The organism is Mesorhizobium sp. WSM4310, assembly GCF_007003935.1.
Classification (GTDB): Bacteria; Pseudomonadota; Alphaproteobacteria; order Rhizobiales; family Rhizobiaceae; genus Mesorhizobium.
Genome location: NZ_VFTA01000015.1, coordinates 16,415 through 31,599 on the forward strand (window position 1 = coordinate 16,415; position 15,185 = coordinate 31,599).

Genomic DNA, 15,185 nt, shown 5'->3' on the forward strand with positions numbered 1-15,185 from the left:
TAGCATAACCCGGTATTGCTCGGGGGGTGTGCGGGACATGCGCTGCGATTTGCGAGGCAAGGTGGCGCTGGTCACGGGAGCGGGGGGCGCCATAGGCAGTTCCATTGCCAGGCGCCTGTCCGACAATGGCGCCGCGGTCGTCGTCGCCGACATCGACGGCGAGGGCGCAAGACAGGTCGCGGCCGGCTTGACCGATGCCATGGCCTGCGTCACCGACATCCGTGATGGCGCATCGGTCGACAGCGCGATCGCCGCGATCATGCGGCGTTACGGCCGCCTCGACATCCTCATCAACAATGCCGGCGTCAACACGCTGGCGCATCGTGTCACAATCGACGAATTCCCGGCCGAGGAATGGGACCGCATCACCGGCGTCGATCTCGACGGCCTCTACATTATGAGCCGCGCGGCACTCGGTCCCATGCTCGCCGCCGGCAGGGGCGGGCGCATCGTCAACATCGCCTCGGTCGTCGGCCTTGCCGCCATGCGCCTGCAGAGCCCGTTCGTCGCCGCCAAGGCCGGCATCATCCATCTGACGCGGTCGATGGCGATCGAACTCGGCGCCAAGGGCATCCTGACCAACGCGGTCGCTCCAGGTTCGGTGATGACGGCGCTGACCGCCAAGCTGTTTTACGGCGATGACGGCAAGTTCGCCGGCCGCACGCAGGAATTCCTGGCCCATGTGCCGCTCGGCCGTCCGGCCGAGCCGCGGGAGATCGCCGAGGCGGTGCTGTTCCTGGCCTCGCCGGCCGCCAGCTACGTCAACGGCCAGGTGCTGGCCGTCGATGGCGGCTGGACGGCGGGATACATGATGTGAGTGGCGCGATGGAAATCGATCTCAACGGCGCCGCGGTGGCCCTCGATGGCGAGACCAACCCGATCGTCGACGCCGTGCTTGCCGCGCTGCGTGCCAATGGCGGCACGGTCGTCGAAGCAGGGGATGCCGCCGACATCCTGCTGATGTCCAATCCGCTGCGCCCGGGAACGACGATGCAGGATCCACGCTGCCAGCATGCAGATGCGCGCAGGGCAGCCGTGGCCATGGCCGAGCGCGGCGGCGGGCGCATCGTCTTCCTGGTCTCGGCCACGGCCGGCATGCCGATGCGCCGCCATCCGCGCTTTTCCATGGAGAACGCGGCGATTCTGGCCGGCATGCGTGCGTTGGCCATGGAGTTCGGGCCGAGGGTGTTGGTCAATGCCGTCGGCTTCGGCGCGGTCGAGGACGAAACCATGGTCTCGGGCGACAGGGCGATGCTCAGCCACACGCCGGTCGGCCGCGCCGGCTGCATCGAGGAAGCGGTCGCGGCCGTGTTGTTCTTCTGCGATCCGCTCAACACCTACACCACGGGCCAGATGCTGGGCGTCGACGGTGGATGGACGGCAGGCTATGGCCGCAATTTCTGAATTGCTGAGCATCGAATCGGGAGCGCTCGAGGTTGCCCTGGTGCCGCACATCGGCGGCAGCGCGAGCGCGTTGCGCTGGCGCGGCATCGATCTCATGCGCCGGCTCTCGGATGATGATCGCAAATCCGGCAATGTGCTTGGCGTCGCCATGTTTCCGATGACGCCCTATGCCAACCGCATCGCCGGCAACGCCTTCGACTTCGGGGCAAGACGCTGGCAGGTCCTGCCCAACAATCCGCCCGAAAAATTCAACGTCCATGGCAGCGGTTGGCAACACGCCTGGACGGTCACCGGGTCAGGTCCCGCCAACGCAACCCTGTCGCTGGTCATCGCCGCCGGAGCCGAGCCCTATTCCTACCGCGCGACACAGGCTTTCGCGGTTTCGGACGAGGGACTGAGCGTGACCATGACGCTGACCAATATCGGTCCGGTCGCCCTGCCGTTCGGTTTTGGTTTGCATCCCTGGTTCGATCGCGATCCGGACGTAACAGTGCAGTTCAAGGCCGAGCGCTTCTATCTCGAAGAGCCCGATGGCATTTCGGGCGATCCCGTCACCTTGCCGCCCGAACTCGACTTTGCCGAAGGCAGACCCCTGCCGGGCGGCTGGCGCAACAACGACTATGGCGGCTGGGACGGCGAAGCGACGCTGCGCTTCCCGGCACGGGGCGCGGGACTGCGCATGAGGGCCGCCCCGATCTTCAAGCACCTGATGCTTTACGCCGATCCGACCAAGCCATATTTCTGCGTCGAGCCGCAGACCAACGCCTCCTGCGCTTTCAACCGCGGCCGATGGGATGATCCGGATGAGGGCGTCATCGTCCTCGCCCAGGGCGAAAGTGCCGCCGGCACCGTCTGTTTCACGCCCTTTGCGCTTGAGGGCGGGGCATAAGGCGGGTGCGCCTGACGAAGACGAATCGTCTAAATAAGCCCATTCCTGAGTTTGAAGCGGCGCATGCCACGCACATTGACGGCCCGCCCACGGTTCAACAACTCGCGCATGATCGGCTCCCGCCGCGGCGGCGTCAGATGTTCGAGGATACGAGCACAGTCATGTTCAAGCAAAATCCCTCGAATAAGTAGGTCGCGCTTCACCAAAGGACTATCCATCACCCGATGAAAGAGCCCGAAGCCGAAGTGTATCTGGCTGCCATTGACGATGGTCCCAATCATATGATTGACCAGCGTCTCTTGTCTAATCTGAATGGCCACGGATGCATTTTTCTCGGCTTCCTCAAGCCGGGCCTTTGTTTCGGCCGAAAACCTGCCAAACTCGGATATTGTGGGCGTTCGCGATTGCTGGTCGAGAATGGCAGAGTCTTTTCCGCGTTTTTGTCTACGCCTTTTTGATTTGGGATTGCCCGCCAGCATTTGTCCGGTTCTTTGAGCGCCTTTCAGAAGCGGGCCAAGATCGTAACCGCGAAGCGCGCCATAAGGGACGTAACGAAGTGTTGCTACCAGCTCGGAGATCGGCATCTTGTCGAGCCGAAGCGCGAGCTTGTCGGCGGAATAGACAATATCAACCCGGTAGCCACAACGCTCTAGGCATTGCGAAAAGCCGAGTTCTCCCTTCCGTATCGCGTGCGGGCGAATGTCGTAGGGCCTGTACCTTTGCCAAAACCGCCGAATCTGCACATCGGCGAATACTTTGCCGGCTACACTAAATGCGTAGCTGCCCATATGATGGGCAAACTCATGGTTCTCGTAGGTGCCAACGGCGTCATAGTCGCTGTGAACCAGGGCTTTGATCATGGAGTCCAAGCCAGGTCCGGCAATGTAAATGACACTGTCGTTCAGATAGATCATACGTTCGGGTCGGAGTTCCTCCAGCGCCAGATGCAAGGTCGCGGCACGGTAGGCTCCGAAGTCACGCCCAATGTTGTTACGGACAAGGATGCGGTGCGCAAATGTCCTTAAGGTCGCGAGTTCATCCGGACGAAGATCGCCATTGCAGACAACAATGGCGTTGACGTGCTGGCGACGAAGCGTCGCCAGGAGGTCGAGAAAGTCGCTTGTAATCCCGATGAGGTGATATTTGACGACGATCGCATAACAATTGCCAATTGCCGGCGTCACGGTCTCATCGGAAGCAAATCGCGGCTCGCGTTCGGCCAGAATGCCTGGGAACTGAATTGTCTTGGCGGCCAGAACATACGCTCCTGCGGCCGCCCAGTTCGCAATTTGCCCGATCTTTTTCATGGCCGCGCCCCCTCCCGGCCCCGACAGATAACACTTCAGTCGAAGCTGTGAAATGGTTTACTCATGACGTGCAACGCTCGGTGCTGGGGGTGCGAACTTGGACTTCCGAAAGACTATCCGGACTGCAATCGGCAAGAATGGACGCGGCATCGAGATTGGCGCTTCATACTCGCCGATATTGCCCAAGGCCGAAGGTTACAAAACGCTCGTTGTCGATCATGCCGATGCCGACGGATTGCGTTCGAAATACGCTGCGATCGGCGTCGACGTTTCACGGCTTGAAACGGTGGACGCCATCGACGATGGCGGCGAATTCAGACAACTCGACCTGACTGGCGAGGGCTTCGACTTCATAGTGGCCAGTCACGTCTTCGAGCATCTCACGGACCCTGTTCATTTCCTCCAACGCTGCGAACGGGCACTCAAACCGGGTGGGCGGGTGTATCTCTTGATTCCGGATCGTCGATACACCTTCGATTATCTGCGCCCCAGTTGTACCGCGGGCCATCTGTTGGCCGCCTATATGGCAGGGCAAAAAAGGCATGGCACGGCGGCCATGTTCGATCACCACGCATCGCATGGAACGCGCGGAGGCGTGCAGGTCTGGCTGGAAGGGTTCAAGGGAGAGTATGCTTTCGCCGGAACGCCTCAAGCAGGTTACGCGATGGCAACCAGGCAAGGAGACGACTATGTCGACTGTCACGCCTGGGTCTTCACGCCATCCAGTTTCCGCCTGGCCATGGCGGATTTGCACGCAGCAGGAGTCCTGGGACTTCGTGAAGAGCAATTTTACCCGACTGTAGGGTGCGAGTTCTTTGCGGTAATGTCCGCCAAGCCGGCGACGCATGGTCCCGACAGACTGGCCCTGGCGCTCGACGCGATCAACGAAGCCGGGCCTGAACACATCGCCGCGGCCGTCGTCGATCCTCCCGTGTACATCGGATCAGCGCCGTCAGCTCAAAATGCGATCGATGCATTCAAGGGCCAATGGGTCACCGCGTTCCCGGCAGCGCAAGGCTTGCAGGCGGGCACATCCCATTTGCACGAGGACCCACGCATACTTTGGCTCGCGGAGAAACTGGATGGCTGGCTCAACGGGAAGCAAGTCCTCGAACTGGGTCCCCTGGAGGCGGCGCATACCGCAACTCTGTTGTCGCAAGGTGCAGGGTCGGTCGTGGCCATCGAGGCCAATCGCGATGCCTTTCTTCGTTGTCTGGTCGCGAAGGAAATTCTTGGCTTGCGCGACGCGACCTTTCGGCTCGGTAATTTTGTTCCGTTCCTGGAGAGCGAAACAAAGCATTGGCCGCTGATCGTTGCCAGCGGTGTTCTCTATCATATGACGGACCCGCTGCACGTGCTGGACTTGTTGGCGGACCGAACCGATCGCCTGTTTTTATGGACTCACGTCGTCGACGACAATGCGATGCCGACCGACGACCGGCGGCGCGCGGCGCTTGGAGCGCCAGAGCAACGCGACTGGCACGGCCGAACGGTGACGCTTTATCCGCGCCCCTACGGACCGCTTGGCGCATCGACATTTTGCGGAGGCATGGACCGCGTACCGTGCTGGATACATCGCGACGATCTGCTGTGGGGCCTGGCCAAACTGGGGTTCGACGATCTGGCGATCGCACACGAGACGCCGGACAACGAGCATGGTCCGTCTCTGTCGATCCTGGCGAGGCGCAGCCCCAAGGCTACGCATGAAAAACCGCGGCCCCTGCCAACCGCAAAAAAGGGTCTAAAAAGGGTATAGATCTTCGGCAACGTCGGAAAGCGAAACCGGCCAATCCAATTTTGTTTCACCTGTCTTGCGAAACAGGACGGCCGACATCAACGCTCCGGTGTGCATCTCGCCAAAATGCGTCGATATGTTGTGCACTCGCGCCACGATGTATGCCCGCACACCATCGATGGCTTCGATGATTTCAAACCCGGTCGATCTGTTGAGCAAGGCCTTCCAGGAGTGACTCGAAAACCGAAAATAGTCGCACGGCTCTTCGTGCAGAGCCCATGTCTGTGGCGCCAGGATAATCCCCAGAGCGCCTGTCTTGAGAACCCGGTTCATTTCGATCGCGGCCTTCCAGGGCATCAGGAGGTGCTCGAACACCGCAAATGACATGACGGCGTCATAGGTCTTGCGAGGCAGAAAGCGGCTCGCCTCATGAGCGTCTCCAACGATGTCGACGTTCTCGCCGTCAAGAATATCGAAGCCGGTGTAGACCCAGTCCGGCGGCAGGCTGTTGCGCCACATTGCACCAGTCCGGTTGCGCGAACCGATCTCCAGCAAATGCCCGCCGGAACGTGACCGCAACTCGGCAAAGAATCTGTTTACCAGGGGCAGTACCGAATCGTTTGGATCTGCCGCCGCGAGCGGGCGCACTTCCTTCGACCCGTCCGCCAATCTTATTTCGAGTTTCACATCCAGCATCTGAGCGTTGTCCAGCCCTGTAAAGACCCGCTCATCAAACCGGCACGACGCCGCAAGCCGCCCATAGAGTCGACTCAAATCCGCACTGGGAAGGCCAGTTTGCGACAGGACGACTGTGCGGCCATCCGGCAGAAGCAAGGCGAGCCCAACGACAGGGGATTTTGCGGAAAAAGTGAATCCTGAAACGTGAATCGCGCCGTGGAAACACGAACTGCGATCGACGATGCAAACAAGCTCGCTACCGATGGCGGGGGCGGTCAAATGTGATGTCGGACCAGCAATGGTCGAGTCCATGTTCATGGTGGCCTGCCCCCCCCGCTAGCCATGGCTGCGGAATTCTGTGCCCGGTAGGGTAGCGCCTGTGCGCGGCAAACTGAAGAGGCAGTATAATCGGATCTTCAGTCAACCAGCCGATTGCGCCTGAACCCTAGAGAAGCCGCGCCAGCAGGCCGCCATCCACTTGCATGGCGCTGCCGGTGACGAAGGATGCGGCGTCGGAAATCAGGAAGCCGATTGCGCTGGCGATCTCCGAAGGGTTGGCGATGCGGGCGATTCTGTTGGGCTCGAAGGACAGGCCCAGCGCGTCGGCGCCGCCGGCCGCTTCCAGCCCGTCCAGCGTCATGCGGGTGGCGACCGAGCCGACCAGCACGGCGTTGACGCGGATGCGGTCGACGGCATAGTCGAGCGCCATCTGCCGCGACAGGCCGACGACCGCCGCCTTCGTCGCGGCATAGGCGGGCACGCCGGGAACCGTGGCATCGGCGTGCACGGACGCGATGTTGACGATCGAGCCGCCGCCGGCCGCGCGCAGCAGCGGCAAGGTCGCGCGGCAGACGCGGAAAATGGCTGTGAGGTTGACGGCGATGGTCTCTTCCCACTCCGCGTCGGAAACGTCTTCAAGCCGCTTGCCGGTTGGGTAGATGCCGGCGCAGTTGACGACGGCGTCGAGCCCGCCAAGCCGTTCGGTGGCTGCCGTCACCGCCGACTGAACCTCTTCTTCACGGGTGAGATCGCTCTCGCGGAAGATCAACTGGCTTTCGTCATAGCGGCCGGCAAAGGCCTTGCCCTCTTCGCCGTCCAGTCCGGCGCCGAAAACCCTGGCGCCTTCGTCGGCGAGGTACTCCGCGGTCGCCCGGCCAATGCCGGTGGCAGCCCCCGTGACGAAAACGCGTTTGCCGGCGAACATCATGCTGAGGCCTGTGAAGCGATGGCGTGGCGTTCCGCTTGCGCCGCCGTCACCGAGCGCAGCACCCGATCCTCGCCACCGTCGCCGCGGCCAAATTCGTCGACGATGCGCCCGTCGGCGACCACGACGCAGCGATCGCAAAGGCCGATCAGCTCTTCCAATTCGGAAGCCACGATCAGCAAGCCTACGCCTTTCTCGGCGAGTTCAACCACAAGCCGGTAGATTTCATGACGGGTCGCCGCGTCGACGCCCTTGGTCGGCTCGTCGAGCAGCAGCACTTTCGGTGCCCGCATCAGCACACGGGCGAACAGTAGCTTCTGCTGGTTGCCGCCCGACAGATGGGTGACCGAAGCCTGCGGCGAGGAGGCCTTGACGTTGAGCGCGCGCATGGCGGTGAGGATGGAGCTTCGCTCCAGTCCGCCGCGCACCATGCCGTGCCGCGACAGAGGCGCGAGATTGCCGATGGTTATGTTGGCGCCGACCGGCAGGTTGAACAGCAGGCCGTCGCGTTTGCGATCCTCGGTCAGCAGCGCAATGCCGGCTGCGCGGGCATCCCTGGGCGATTTGATCGACACGCTCTGGCCGGTGACCCGGACTTCGCCGTCGGCCGGAACGCGGCCATAGATGCCGTGCAGGATCTCGCTGCGGCCGGAGCCCAGCAGCCCGGCAAGTCCGACGATTTCGCCCGCCGCCACGCAGAGATTGATATCCCTGGCGCCATGGACCGCGCCGCTGTGGCCGGCGACCGTGAGATGGCGAACCTCCAGCGCCGTCGGCCGGCCGACGGGTGCCGCGTGTTCGGGAAACAGCCGCTGTAGCCTTTGACCCGACATCGAGAAGATGAAGGTCTCGGCATCGAAGTCCTCGCGCGCGATCCGTACCGCCACCTGCCCGTCGCGCAGCACCGTGGCGCGGTCGCAGATGGCCAGCACCTCGGGCAGGCGGTGGGTGATGTAGATCATCGCCACGCCTTGCGCCTTCAGGCGGCGTAGCACGGCGAACAGCGCATCCACCTCGGTGCCGGAGAGCGAGGCCGTCGGCTCGTCCAGCATCAGCACGCGTGGCTTCAGCACGATGGCACGCGCAATCATCACCAGATGACGCTGCGCCGAGGTCAGCGACGCGACATAGGCCCTGGGGTTGATGTCGATGCCGAGGTCGGCAAAGATTTCGCCGGCCCGCTGCTCGAGCTTGCGCTGGTGGACCAGCATGCCTGTGCCCAGCCCGGTGCGGCCGGCAAAGACATTCTCGGCGACCGACAGCTGTTCGAGCACCTCGATTTCCTGCGGCACGTAACCGACGCCGTTCGATCGTGCATCGGCCGGCGAAGCGAAGCTGACGGGCCGGCCGTCGAGCTGGATCGTGCCGGTGTAGGAACCGGCCGGATGCACGCCGTTGAGGATCTTGACCAGCGTCGACTTGCCGGCGCCGTTCTGGCCGAGCAAGGCGTGGATCTCGCCGGCCACGACATCGAAATCGACGCCGCGCAGCGCCTGCACGCCGCCGAAATTCTTGGCAATGGCGGTGGCCGAAAACAGCGGCGCTGGGGTGGTGATGGACAAGACGCATCCCTTCGGAAAGCGCCGGGCCTGCAAGGCGCGGGCCCGGCGGCAGGTGTTACTGGCCGGCGCTGTCCAGCATCTTGTAATAGGGATCGAGATCAGCTGCGGTGATCACCTTTGCCGGCAGCGGATTGCTGTAGGGCACGGTCTTGCCCTGGGCGAGATCACCGAGAAGTTCGGCGACCTTGGCGCTCTCTTCATAGAGCGGCTGCGCGACGATGCCGTAGGCGGCGCCGGATCTCACCAGATCGAGATTCTGCCTGATATAGTCCATGCCGACGATGACGACGTCGCGTCCGGCCTTGCGGGCGGCGCCCGACCAGGTCTGGATGCTGTTGCCGGTGGTGCCGAAGGCGGCGGTCACATCGGGATTGCCCTGCAGGATCGCCACCGCTTTTGCCTCGGCCGCCGACGGTTCAAAGCCTTCCATCTGAGTGTCGAGCACCTTGATGCCGGGATATTTCGCCGCGATGGTCTTGCGGAAGGCATCCGACATGGCGTTTTCGGTGTCGTTGGAAGCGCCCTGCGTCAACGCCACGGTGCCCTTGCCGCCGAGCTTGTCGCCGATCGCGATCGCGGCATTGGTTCCCGCTTCGGCGATGTTCTCTCCCGTTGCCGCTTTCAGGCCGTTGACGGTCCCTTCGGGCGGCAGGACGTGCCAGGTGACGATCGGGAAGCCTTCCTTGGCCAGCTTGGAGATGTAGGAATAGATGGCCGGATCGGGACCGTAGACCCCGATCGCGTCGTATTTGGTGCGGGCAAGGGCGGCCTCGGCAAGCGGCAAGGTCGCCGGAATATCCCAGTTGGTGGCGCTCGGGTCGCCGACCACCTCGCAGGTGTAGCCAAGTTCCTTGCATTTGTTGAGGAAGCCCGCCTGCATCAGCCGATGCACCGGGTGATCCTTCATCGCCTGCACCCAGAGCAGGTGAATGTCCGCCGCCCGGGCCAGGCTCGCCGAGCCGAGCGAGGTGGCGAGTGCCGCCGCCACCAATGCGGTTCGGATCAGCCGCTTTTTCAAATGGGTCTTCATGCCTTACCTCCCTTGGTTCGCCGGCATTTTTGCCGGCGCAATATAAGCGGCCTCTCAGGCGCCGGCGATGAAGTAGCGGCGGCGCACTATGTCGAGGCCGACAGCCATGACCATGATCACGCCGACCGCGATCTGCTGCCAGTTGGAGTTGACGCCAATGACGACGAGGCCGCTCTGCACCACCTTCAGCATCAGGATGCCGACGACGCCGCCGGCCACCGTGCCGGCGCCGCCGAACAGGCTGACGCCACCGACCACGACGCCGGCGATGACGGTCAGTTCCCAGCCGCTGCCGATCGAAGTGCCGCCGCTGCCGAGATCGGCCATTACGAACATGCCGGCGATCGCCGACAGCGCGCCGACGGTGATGAAGGCGCCGATCTTGTAGGCGCTGGTGTTGATACCGACGAGATGCGCCACTTCCTTGTTGCCGCCGGTGGCATACATGTTGCGCCCGAGCACGGTGCGCCGCAGCACGAAGTCGGCAAGGAGGGCGACGACGATGAAGAAGGCAAAGCTCCAGCCGAGGCCGAAGGCGAGATCGGTGCCGCCAATGGTGTTGATCGCCTCGGGCAGCGGATAGACCGGATAGCCGCCCGTCACCACCTGGATCAGGCCCTGGCCGATGAACAGCATGCCGAGCGTCTGGATGAAGGCAGGGATGCCCAGCCTGACGACGATCAGGCCGTTGAGGAGGCCGATCAGCGCGCCGACGCCTATGCCGCCGAGAATGCCGACGCTCACCGGCAGGGCGGCCGCGGTCATCAGCTTGGCGGCGACCACGGCGGAGAGACCAGCCACCGAGCCGACCGACAGGTCGAACTCGCCGGCGACCAGCAGAATGGTCTGGCCGATGGCGATGATGCCGACAAAGGAGACGACGTTGAGAATGGCGCGGATGTTGCGCTCCGACAGGAAGGCCGGCTCGAGCAGCCAGAAGAAGGCGATCAGCAAAGCCATGGCCGCCAGCACGCCGACCTCGCCGACGGCAATCAAGCCGATCAGTCGCCGCCGGAACGAACGCGCGTCCCTGGGCGACGCGCTCACCTCAGCCGCGCTGTTCATCCCGACCTCCCTGGCAGCGACCGTCGCCGGCTCTTGCGGCCGGCCCCATGCGCCCGCGCCGATCCTGGCGCGCTCCTCTCAACCATTAAGATTATAATATTATAACTTGTCAACGATGAAATTTTCTGGCGGTGCATAGCTGGGTCCATCGCTGGCAAGCACTCGCGGCAACCGCTATGAATGGACGTTTCGGCGTGATCCGCAGGACATTGCCTTGGCGGATAGCGCTTTCTTGGAGCATGGTGATGGTCGATAAGCCGCCGGCGGACGAGAAGAAGCCGCAACGCCTCGGCGTCCGCGAGATCGCCAAGCGGGTCGGCGTGGCGCCGATGACGGTGTCGCGCGCGCTGTCCAATCCCGACATGGTCTCGCCGGAGACGCGCGCCAAGGTGCTGGAGGCGATCGAACAGGCCGGCTTCGTACCCAACCGGCTTGCGTCCAGCATGCGCGGCAACGGCCGCATGATCGGCACGGTGGTGCCACCGCTGATCAATTCGGGCATTGCCGAACAGGTGCAAGGCATGTCCGACGAATGCCATGAGAGCGGCTATTCGATGCTCCTGGTGCAGGGCGAGTTCACGCAGGAGGCCGAGGAGAAGTCGATCCGCAACCTGCTCGGCTGGCGCCCGGTCGGCATGATCCTGCAGAGCTTCGTGCAAAGCGAAGCGGCGCGTGCCTTGCTGAAGAGCAGCGGCGCCCCGGTGGTCGAAATTTCCGAAATCAAGGGCCGCAAGCCGATCGACATGGTGGTCGGCGTCTCCAACTTCGAGACCGCCTATGCCATGACCATGCATCTGGCGGCCAAGGGCTACAAGCGCATCGGCTTCGTCTCGACGCCGATCCACGGCAATGACCGCCTGCGGCAGCGCCGCACCGGTTACCATGCCGCCCTGACGGAGCTCGGCATCAAGAACCATGCCGATATGGAGGTCGAAGTGCCAATCACCGCGCAGGGCGGTGCCGAGGCGCTGGTGACGCTGACCACCCGCCACCGGGATATCGATGCCATCTTCTTTTCCAGCGACACGCTCGCGGTCGGCGCCGTGCAGGAATGCCACCGCCGGCGCTGGGCCGTGCCGGGCAGGATCGCCATCGCCGGCTATGGCGACATGGATCTCGCCGCGCAGCTCTATCCGCCGCTGACCACGGTGAAGGTCAACCGCTACGAAATGGGCCGCCGTGCGGTGCGGCAATTGCTGGCAAGGCTCGGCGGCGACACCAAGGTGCCGACCATCACCAGCCTCGGCTTCGAGATCGTCGATCGCGAAAGCGCGTGACGGACTAGAGGCCACGCCACCCCGTCTCTTCCCGACGCCCGAGGCGCTTTTCCCAGCCCTCCGCGTGGACGTTGAGATAGGCGTTGGGATCGTAAGGGTGGTTCTTGATCGCCTCGATGTTGAGATCAATGCCGAGCCCTGGCGCGTCGGGCAGCGACAGATGGCCATTGGCCGGGTTGACGGTCGGGTGCCAGGTCACGAGGTCGCGCGTCCACGGGTCGTTGAAAGCGTCGAAGTGCTCCTGGATGACGAAGTTCGGCACCGCGGCCGCCAGCTGCAGGCACACCGCCGTCGCCACCGGTCCGCCGCTCTGGTGCGGGGCGATGTGGCTGCCATGCGCAAGCGCGAGGTTGGCCACCTGCATGGACGGCGCAATGCCACCGAGCGACATCGGTTCGGGCTGGAAGATGTTGACGCCCCCACCTGCGGCCAGCGTGTAGAATTGCCCGACCGTGTCGTACATTTCGCCGGTCGCCACCGGGATCGGTGAGCGATGCGCCACTTCGTGCACCGTCTCTTGCCGGTCGCGCGAGGTCGGCTCCTCCCACCAGAAGATGTCGAGATCGGCGAATTTCTGCGCGGCCTGCAGGGCGGCGATCTCGGTGAAGCGCGCATGCACGTCGATCAGGATCAGCGTATCGCGAGGCAGTTCATCACGTAATTTTCGGCAGATCGCGTAGGAAAGCTGCAATTCCTCGCGCGAGATAAAACCTTGCGCGGTGCCGAACGGGTCGAGCTTGAACGCCTTGAAACCCTTGGTCAGAACCGCCTTGGCGGCCTCGAGGAAGGCCTCCGGCGTGCGCTCGGTGCGGTACCAGCCATTGGCGTAGCCGAGCACGCTGTCGCGCACCTGGCCGCCGAGCAACTGGTGGATCGGCACGCCGAGGCTCTTGCCCAGAATGTCCCAGCAGGCAATCTCGACCGCCGCGATCACCGTGCGGTGGATGTGGCCGCCGTCGAGCGAGACGCTGTCCAGCATGCGCTTGGCCAGCGCATTGATGCGGCGCGGGTCTTGGCCGATGGCGAGATGCTTGAGCTCGTGCACGCCGGCTTCGGTGGTCTTGATGAAGCCGTTCAGCGTGCCTTCGCCAATCCCATGGATGCCGTTGTCGGTATGGACTTTGACGAACAGCCAGTTCTTCCAGCCGGCACCGACGGCGAAGGTCTCGATTTCGGTGATTTTCATGCGGTCGTCCTAAGCCAGGGCTATGATCGCGGCGATGACGGCTTCTGATGTCAGGCCGTATTTCGCTTGCAGGGTCGGCACCGCGCCGCATTCGATGTAGCGGTCGGGCAAGCCGATGCGGCTGACTTTCTTCGCAATGCCGGCGTCGAACAAGGTCTCGACAACGAGGCTGGCCAGGCCGCCGACGACAACATGGTTTTCCGTGGTGACGATGTGGCTGACGCCAGCCGCGAACGCGGCCACCGCCTCGGTGTCGAACGGTTTGATGGTCGGCACGTGCAGCACGCCGGCGGAGATGCCTTTTTTTCGCAACGCGTCCGCCGCATCCAGTGCCCGCTCGGTCATGAAGCCGGTCGAGATGATGCCGACATCGGAACCGCCACGAAGCTTGCGCGCCTTGCCGATTTCGAAACGATAGCCGGCTTCAAATACCACGGGCACCGAACCGCGCAGCAGCCGCATGTAGACCGGCCCGTGACGCTCTGCGATCGCCTTGGTCGCCGCTTCGATCTCGGTCGCGTCGCAGGGGTCGATGATGGTCAGCCCGGGGATCATGCGCATCAGCGCCAGATCCTCGATCGCCTGGTGCGTGCCGCCATAGCCGGTCGTCAATCCCGGCAGGCCGGCGACGATCTTGACGTTCAGGTTGGAGTGGGCGAGCGCGATGGCGACGAAATCATAGGCCCGCCTTGTCGCGAACACGCCATAGGTGGTGGCGAACGGCACCTTGCCGGTACGCGCCAGCCCGGCGGCGACAGCGACCAGGTTCTGCTCGGCCATGCCGACATTGATGAAGCGGTCGGGGAAAGCGTCACGGAACGGCAGGATGTCGGTGTATTTGCCGAGGTCGGCGGTCAGCCCAACAATGTCGGGACGGCTGTGGCCGAGCCGCGTCAGCGCCTTGCCAAACGGCGCTTCCACGCTTTGCCGGCCGCCGCGGACCGCTTCGTCCTGACCCATGGCCAGCGTGCGGCCGGCCTCCGTCGCCGTGCCGCTCATTGGCTTGCTCCCACGGTCTTTTCGAACTCGGCGATGATGCCGTCCCATTGCGCCACGTCGATGCGGAAGAAATGCGATTTCTCGGCGGTTTCGATACGCGGCACGCCCTTGCCAGGCAGCGTGCGCAGCACGATCGCCTTCGGCTTGCCGTTGCGCTCGCGCGCATCGGCCAGCGCGCCGACCACCGCCTTCATGTCGTTGCCGTCGATCTCCGATGTCTGCCAGCCGAAGGCGCGCCATTTGTCGGCCACCGGCTCCATGTCGAGCACGACAGGCCCGTCGGCCTGGATGCCGTTGCAGTCGACCAGTGCCACCAGCCCATCGAGCTTGAAATGGCTGGCCGACATCGCCGCTTCCCAGGTCGAGCCTTCCTGCATTTCGCCATCGGACAGTTCGACGAAGACGCGCGCCTCGGATTTGTCGATGCGCAGGCCCATCGCCTGGCCGACGCCTTGCCCCAGGCCATGGCCGAGCGAGCCGCCGATGACCTCGACACCTGGCGTCGTGTCGAGCGTCGACATCTCCAGCCGGCTGTTGTCGGCGCCATAGGTGGCAAGTTCCTCGGCCGGGATGATGCCGGCCTCGGCCAGCGCTGCCCACAGTGCGATCGAATAATGCCCGGTCGAGAGCAGGAAGCGGTCGCGGTCGGCCCACGCCAGATTGTGTGGATCGTAACGCAGTTCGTGGAAGTAGAGCGCGGCCAGCACATCGGCGATGCCGAGGCCCTGGCCGATATAACCCTGGCCCTGGCCGCGCGCCATGGTCAGCATGTGACGGCGCAATTGTATCGCCTTGCGTTCGAGCGCGCCGACATCGGCGCTGCCGGGTGGGGAGTTCCGCTGCATCTGA

General features: G+C 63.6%; 14 protein-coding genes. 5 read left to right on the forward strand and 9 right to left on the reverse strand.

Annotated elements, in window-relative coordinates; all coding sequences use genetic code 11:
- Positions 1-37 precede the first annotated feature (37 nt).
- Genes FJV80_RS17440 through FJV80_RS17450 form a run of 3 tightly spaced genes read left to right on the forward strand, consistent with a single transcriptional unit; the run spans position 38 to position 2,293 of the window.
- Positions 38-817, forward strand: a complete 780-nt coding sequence (locus FJV80_RS17440; protein ID WP_142877030.1) for an SDR family NAD(P)-dependent oxidoreductase — start codon at positions 38-40, stop codon at positions 815-817.
- A complete protein-coding gene (locus FJV80_RS17445; protein ID WP_246688989.1) occupies positions 814-1,404 on the forward strand; it encodes an SDR family oxidoreductase in 591 nt (196 codons plus the stop codon). Before FJV80_RS17440 ends, FJV80_RS17445 begins: the two co-directional genes overlap by 4 nt.
- On the forward strand, positions 1,388-2,293 hold the full coding sequence (locus tag FJV80_RS17450) for an aldose 1-epimerase (protein WP_142877031.1): 906 nt from the start codon (positions 1,388-1,390) through the stop codon (positions 2,291-2,293). The genes FJV80_RS17445 and FJV80_RS17450 overlap by 17 nt, the downstream gene beginning before the upstream one ends.
- Positions 2,294-2,322: 29 nt before the next feature.
- Here the strand turns inward: FJV80_RS17450 and FJV80_RS17455 are convergent, their stop codons facing one another.
- Positions 2,323-3,600, reverse strand: a complete 1,278-nt coding sequence (locus FJV80_RS17455; protein ID WP_142877032.1) for a rhamnan synthesis F family protein — start codon at positions 3,598-3,600, stop codon at positions 2,323-2,325.
- A gap of 97 nt (positions 3,601-3,697) precedes the next feature.
- Here FJV80_RS17455 and FJV80_RS17460 point away from each other — a divergent pair, with 97 nt between their 5' ends.
- Positions 3,698-5,356 (forward strand): methyltransferase domain-containing protein, encoded by a 1,659-nt coding sequence (locus FJV80_RS17460; RefSeq protein ID WP_245318134.1) that lies wholly within the window; start codon positions 3,698-3,700, stop codon positions 5,354-5,356.
- Here FJV80_RS17460 and FJV80_RS17465 read toward each other — a convergent pair.
- The 5 genes from FJV80_RS17465 to FJV80_RS17485 all read right to left on the reverse strand — a co-directional run bounded on the left by FJV80_RS17465 (position 5,342) and on the right by FJV80_RS17485 (position 10,874).
- A complete protein-coding gene (locus FJV80_RS17465) occupies positions 5,342-6,331 on the reverse strand; it encodes a methyltransferase domain-containing protein (RefSeq protein WP_245438144.1) in 990 nt (329 codons plus the stop codon). The genes FJV80_RS17460 and FJV80_RS17465 overlap by 15 nt on opposite strands.
- A 127-nt stretch (positions 6,332-6,458) precedes the next feature.
- Complete coding sequence (locus FJV80_RS17470; RefSeq protein ID WP_142877033.1) at positions 6,459-7,220, reverse strand: SDR family NAD(P)-dependent oxidoreductase; 762 nt, start codon at positions 7,218-7,220, stop codon at positions 6,459-6,461.
- Positions 7,217-8,779 (reverse strand): sugar ABC transporter ATP-binding protein, encoded by a 1,563-nt coding sequence (locus tag FJV80_RS17475; RefSeq protein WP_142877034.1) that lies wholly within the window; start codon positions 8,777-8,779, stop codon positions 7,217-7,219. Before FJV80_RS17475 ends, FJV80_RS17470 begins: the two co-directional genes overlap by 4 nt.
- Before the next feature lie 55 nt (positions 8,780-8,834).
- The gene (locus tag FJV80_RS17480) at positions 8,835-9,809 is read right to left on the reverse strand and encodes a substrate-binding domain-containing protein (protein WP_095792132.1); all 975 of its coding nucleotides are present in this window, start codon (positions 9,807-9,809) and stop codon (positions 8,835-8,837) included.
- Positions 9,810-9,863: 54 nt separating this feature from the next.
- Complete coding sequence (locus tag FJV80_RS17485; RefSeq protein WP_095773150.1) at positions 9,864-10,874, reverse strand: ABC transporter permease; 1,011 nt, start codon at positions 10,872-10,874, stop codon at positions 9,864-9,866.
- 245 nt (positions 10,875-11,119) lie between these two features.
- Between FJV80_RS17485 and FJV80_RS17490 the strand changes: the two genes are divergently transcribed.
- Positions 11,120-12,151: a LacI family DNA-binding transcriptional regulator gene (locus FJV80_RS17490; RefSeq protein WP_179296094.1), complete on the forward strand. Its 1,032-nt coding sequence runs from the start codon at positions 11,120-11,122 to the stop codon at positions 12,149-12,151.
- Positions 12,152-12,155: 4 nt separating this feature from the next.
- Here FJV80_RS17490 and FJV80_RS17495 read toward each other — a convergent pair whose 3' ends face one another.
- From FJV80_RS17495 to FJV80_RS17505, 3 genes are read right to left on the reverse strand one after another with little or no spacing between them, the layout of a single operon-like run.
- A complete protein-coding gene (locus tag FJV80_RS17495; RefSeq protein WP_142877035.1) occupies positions 12,156-13,337 on the reverse strand; it encodes a mandelate racemase/muconate lactonizing enzyme family protein in 1,182 nt (393 codons plus the stop codon).
- A 9-nt stretch (positions 13,338-13,346) separates the two neighbouring features.
- Positions 13,347-14,336 (reverse strand): transketolase C-terminal domain-containing protein, encoded by a 990-nt coding sequence (locus FJV80_RS17500; RefSeq protein ID WP_142877036.1) that lies wholly within the window; start codon positions 14,334-14,336, stop codon positions 13,347-13,349.
- Positions 14,333-15,181 carry a transketolase gene (locus tag FJV80_RS17505; RefSeq protein ID WP_142877037.1) on the reverse strand — a complete coding sequence of 283 codons (849 nt, stop codon included), beginning with the start codon at positions 15,179-15,181 and terminating at the stop codon, positions 14,333-14,335. The genes FJV80_RS17500 and FJV80_RS17505 overlap by 4 nt, the downstream gene beginning before the upstream one ends.
- Between the last annotated feature and the right edge of the window lie 4 nt (positions 15,182-15,185).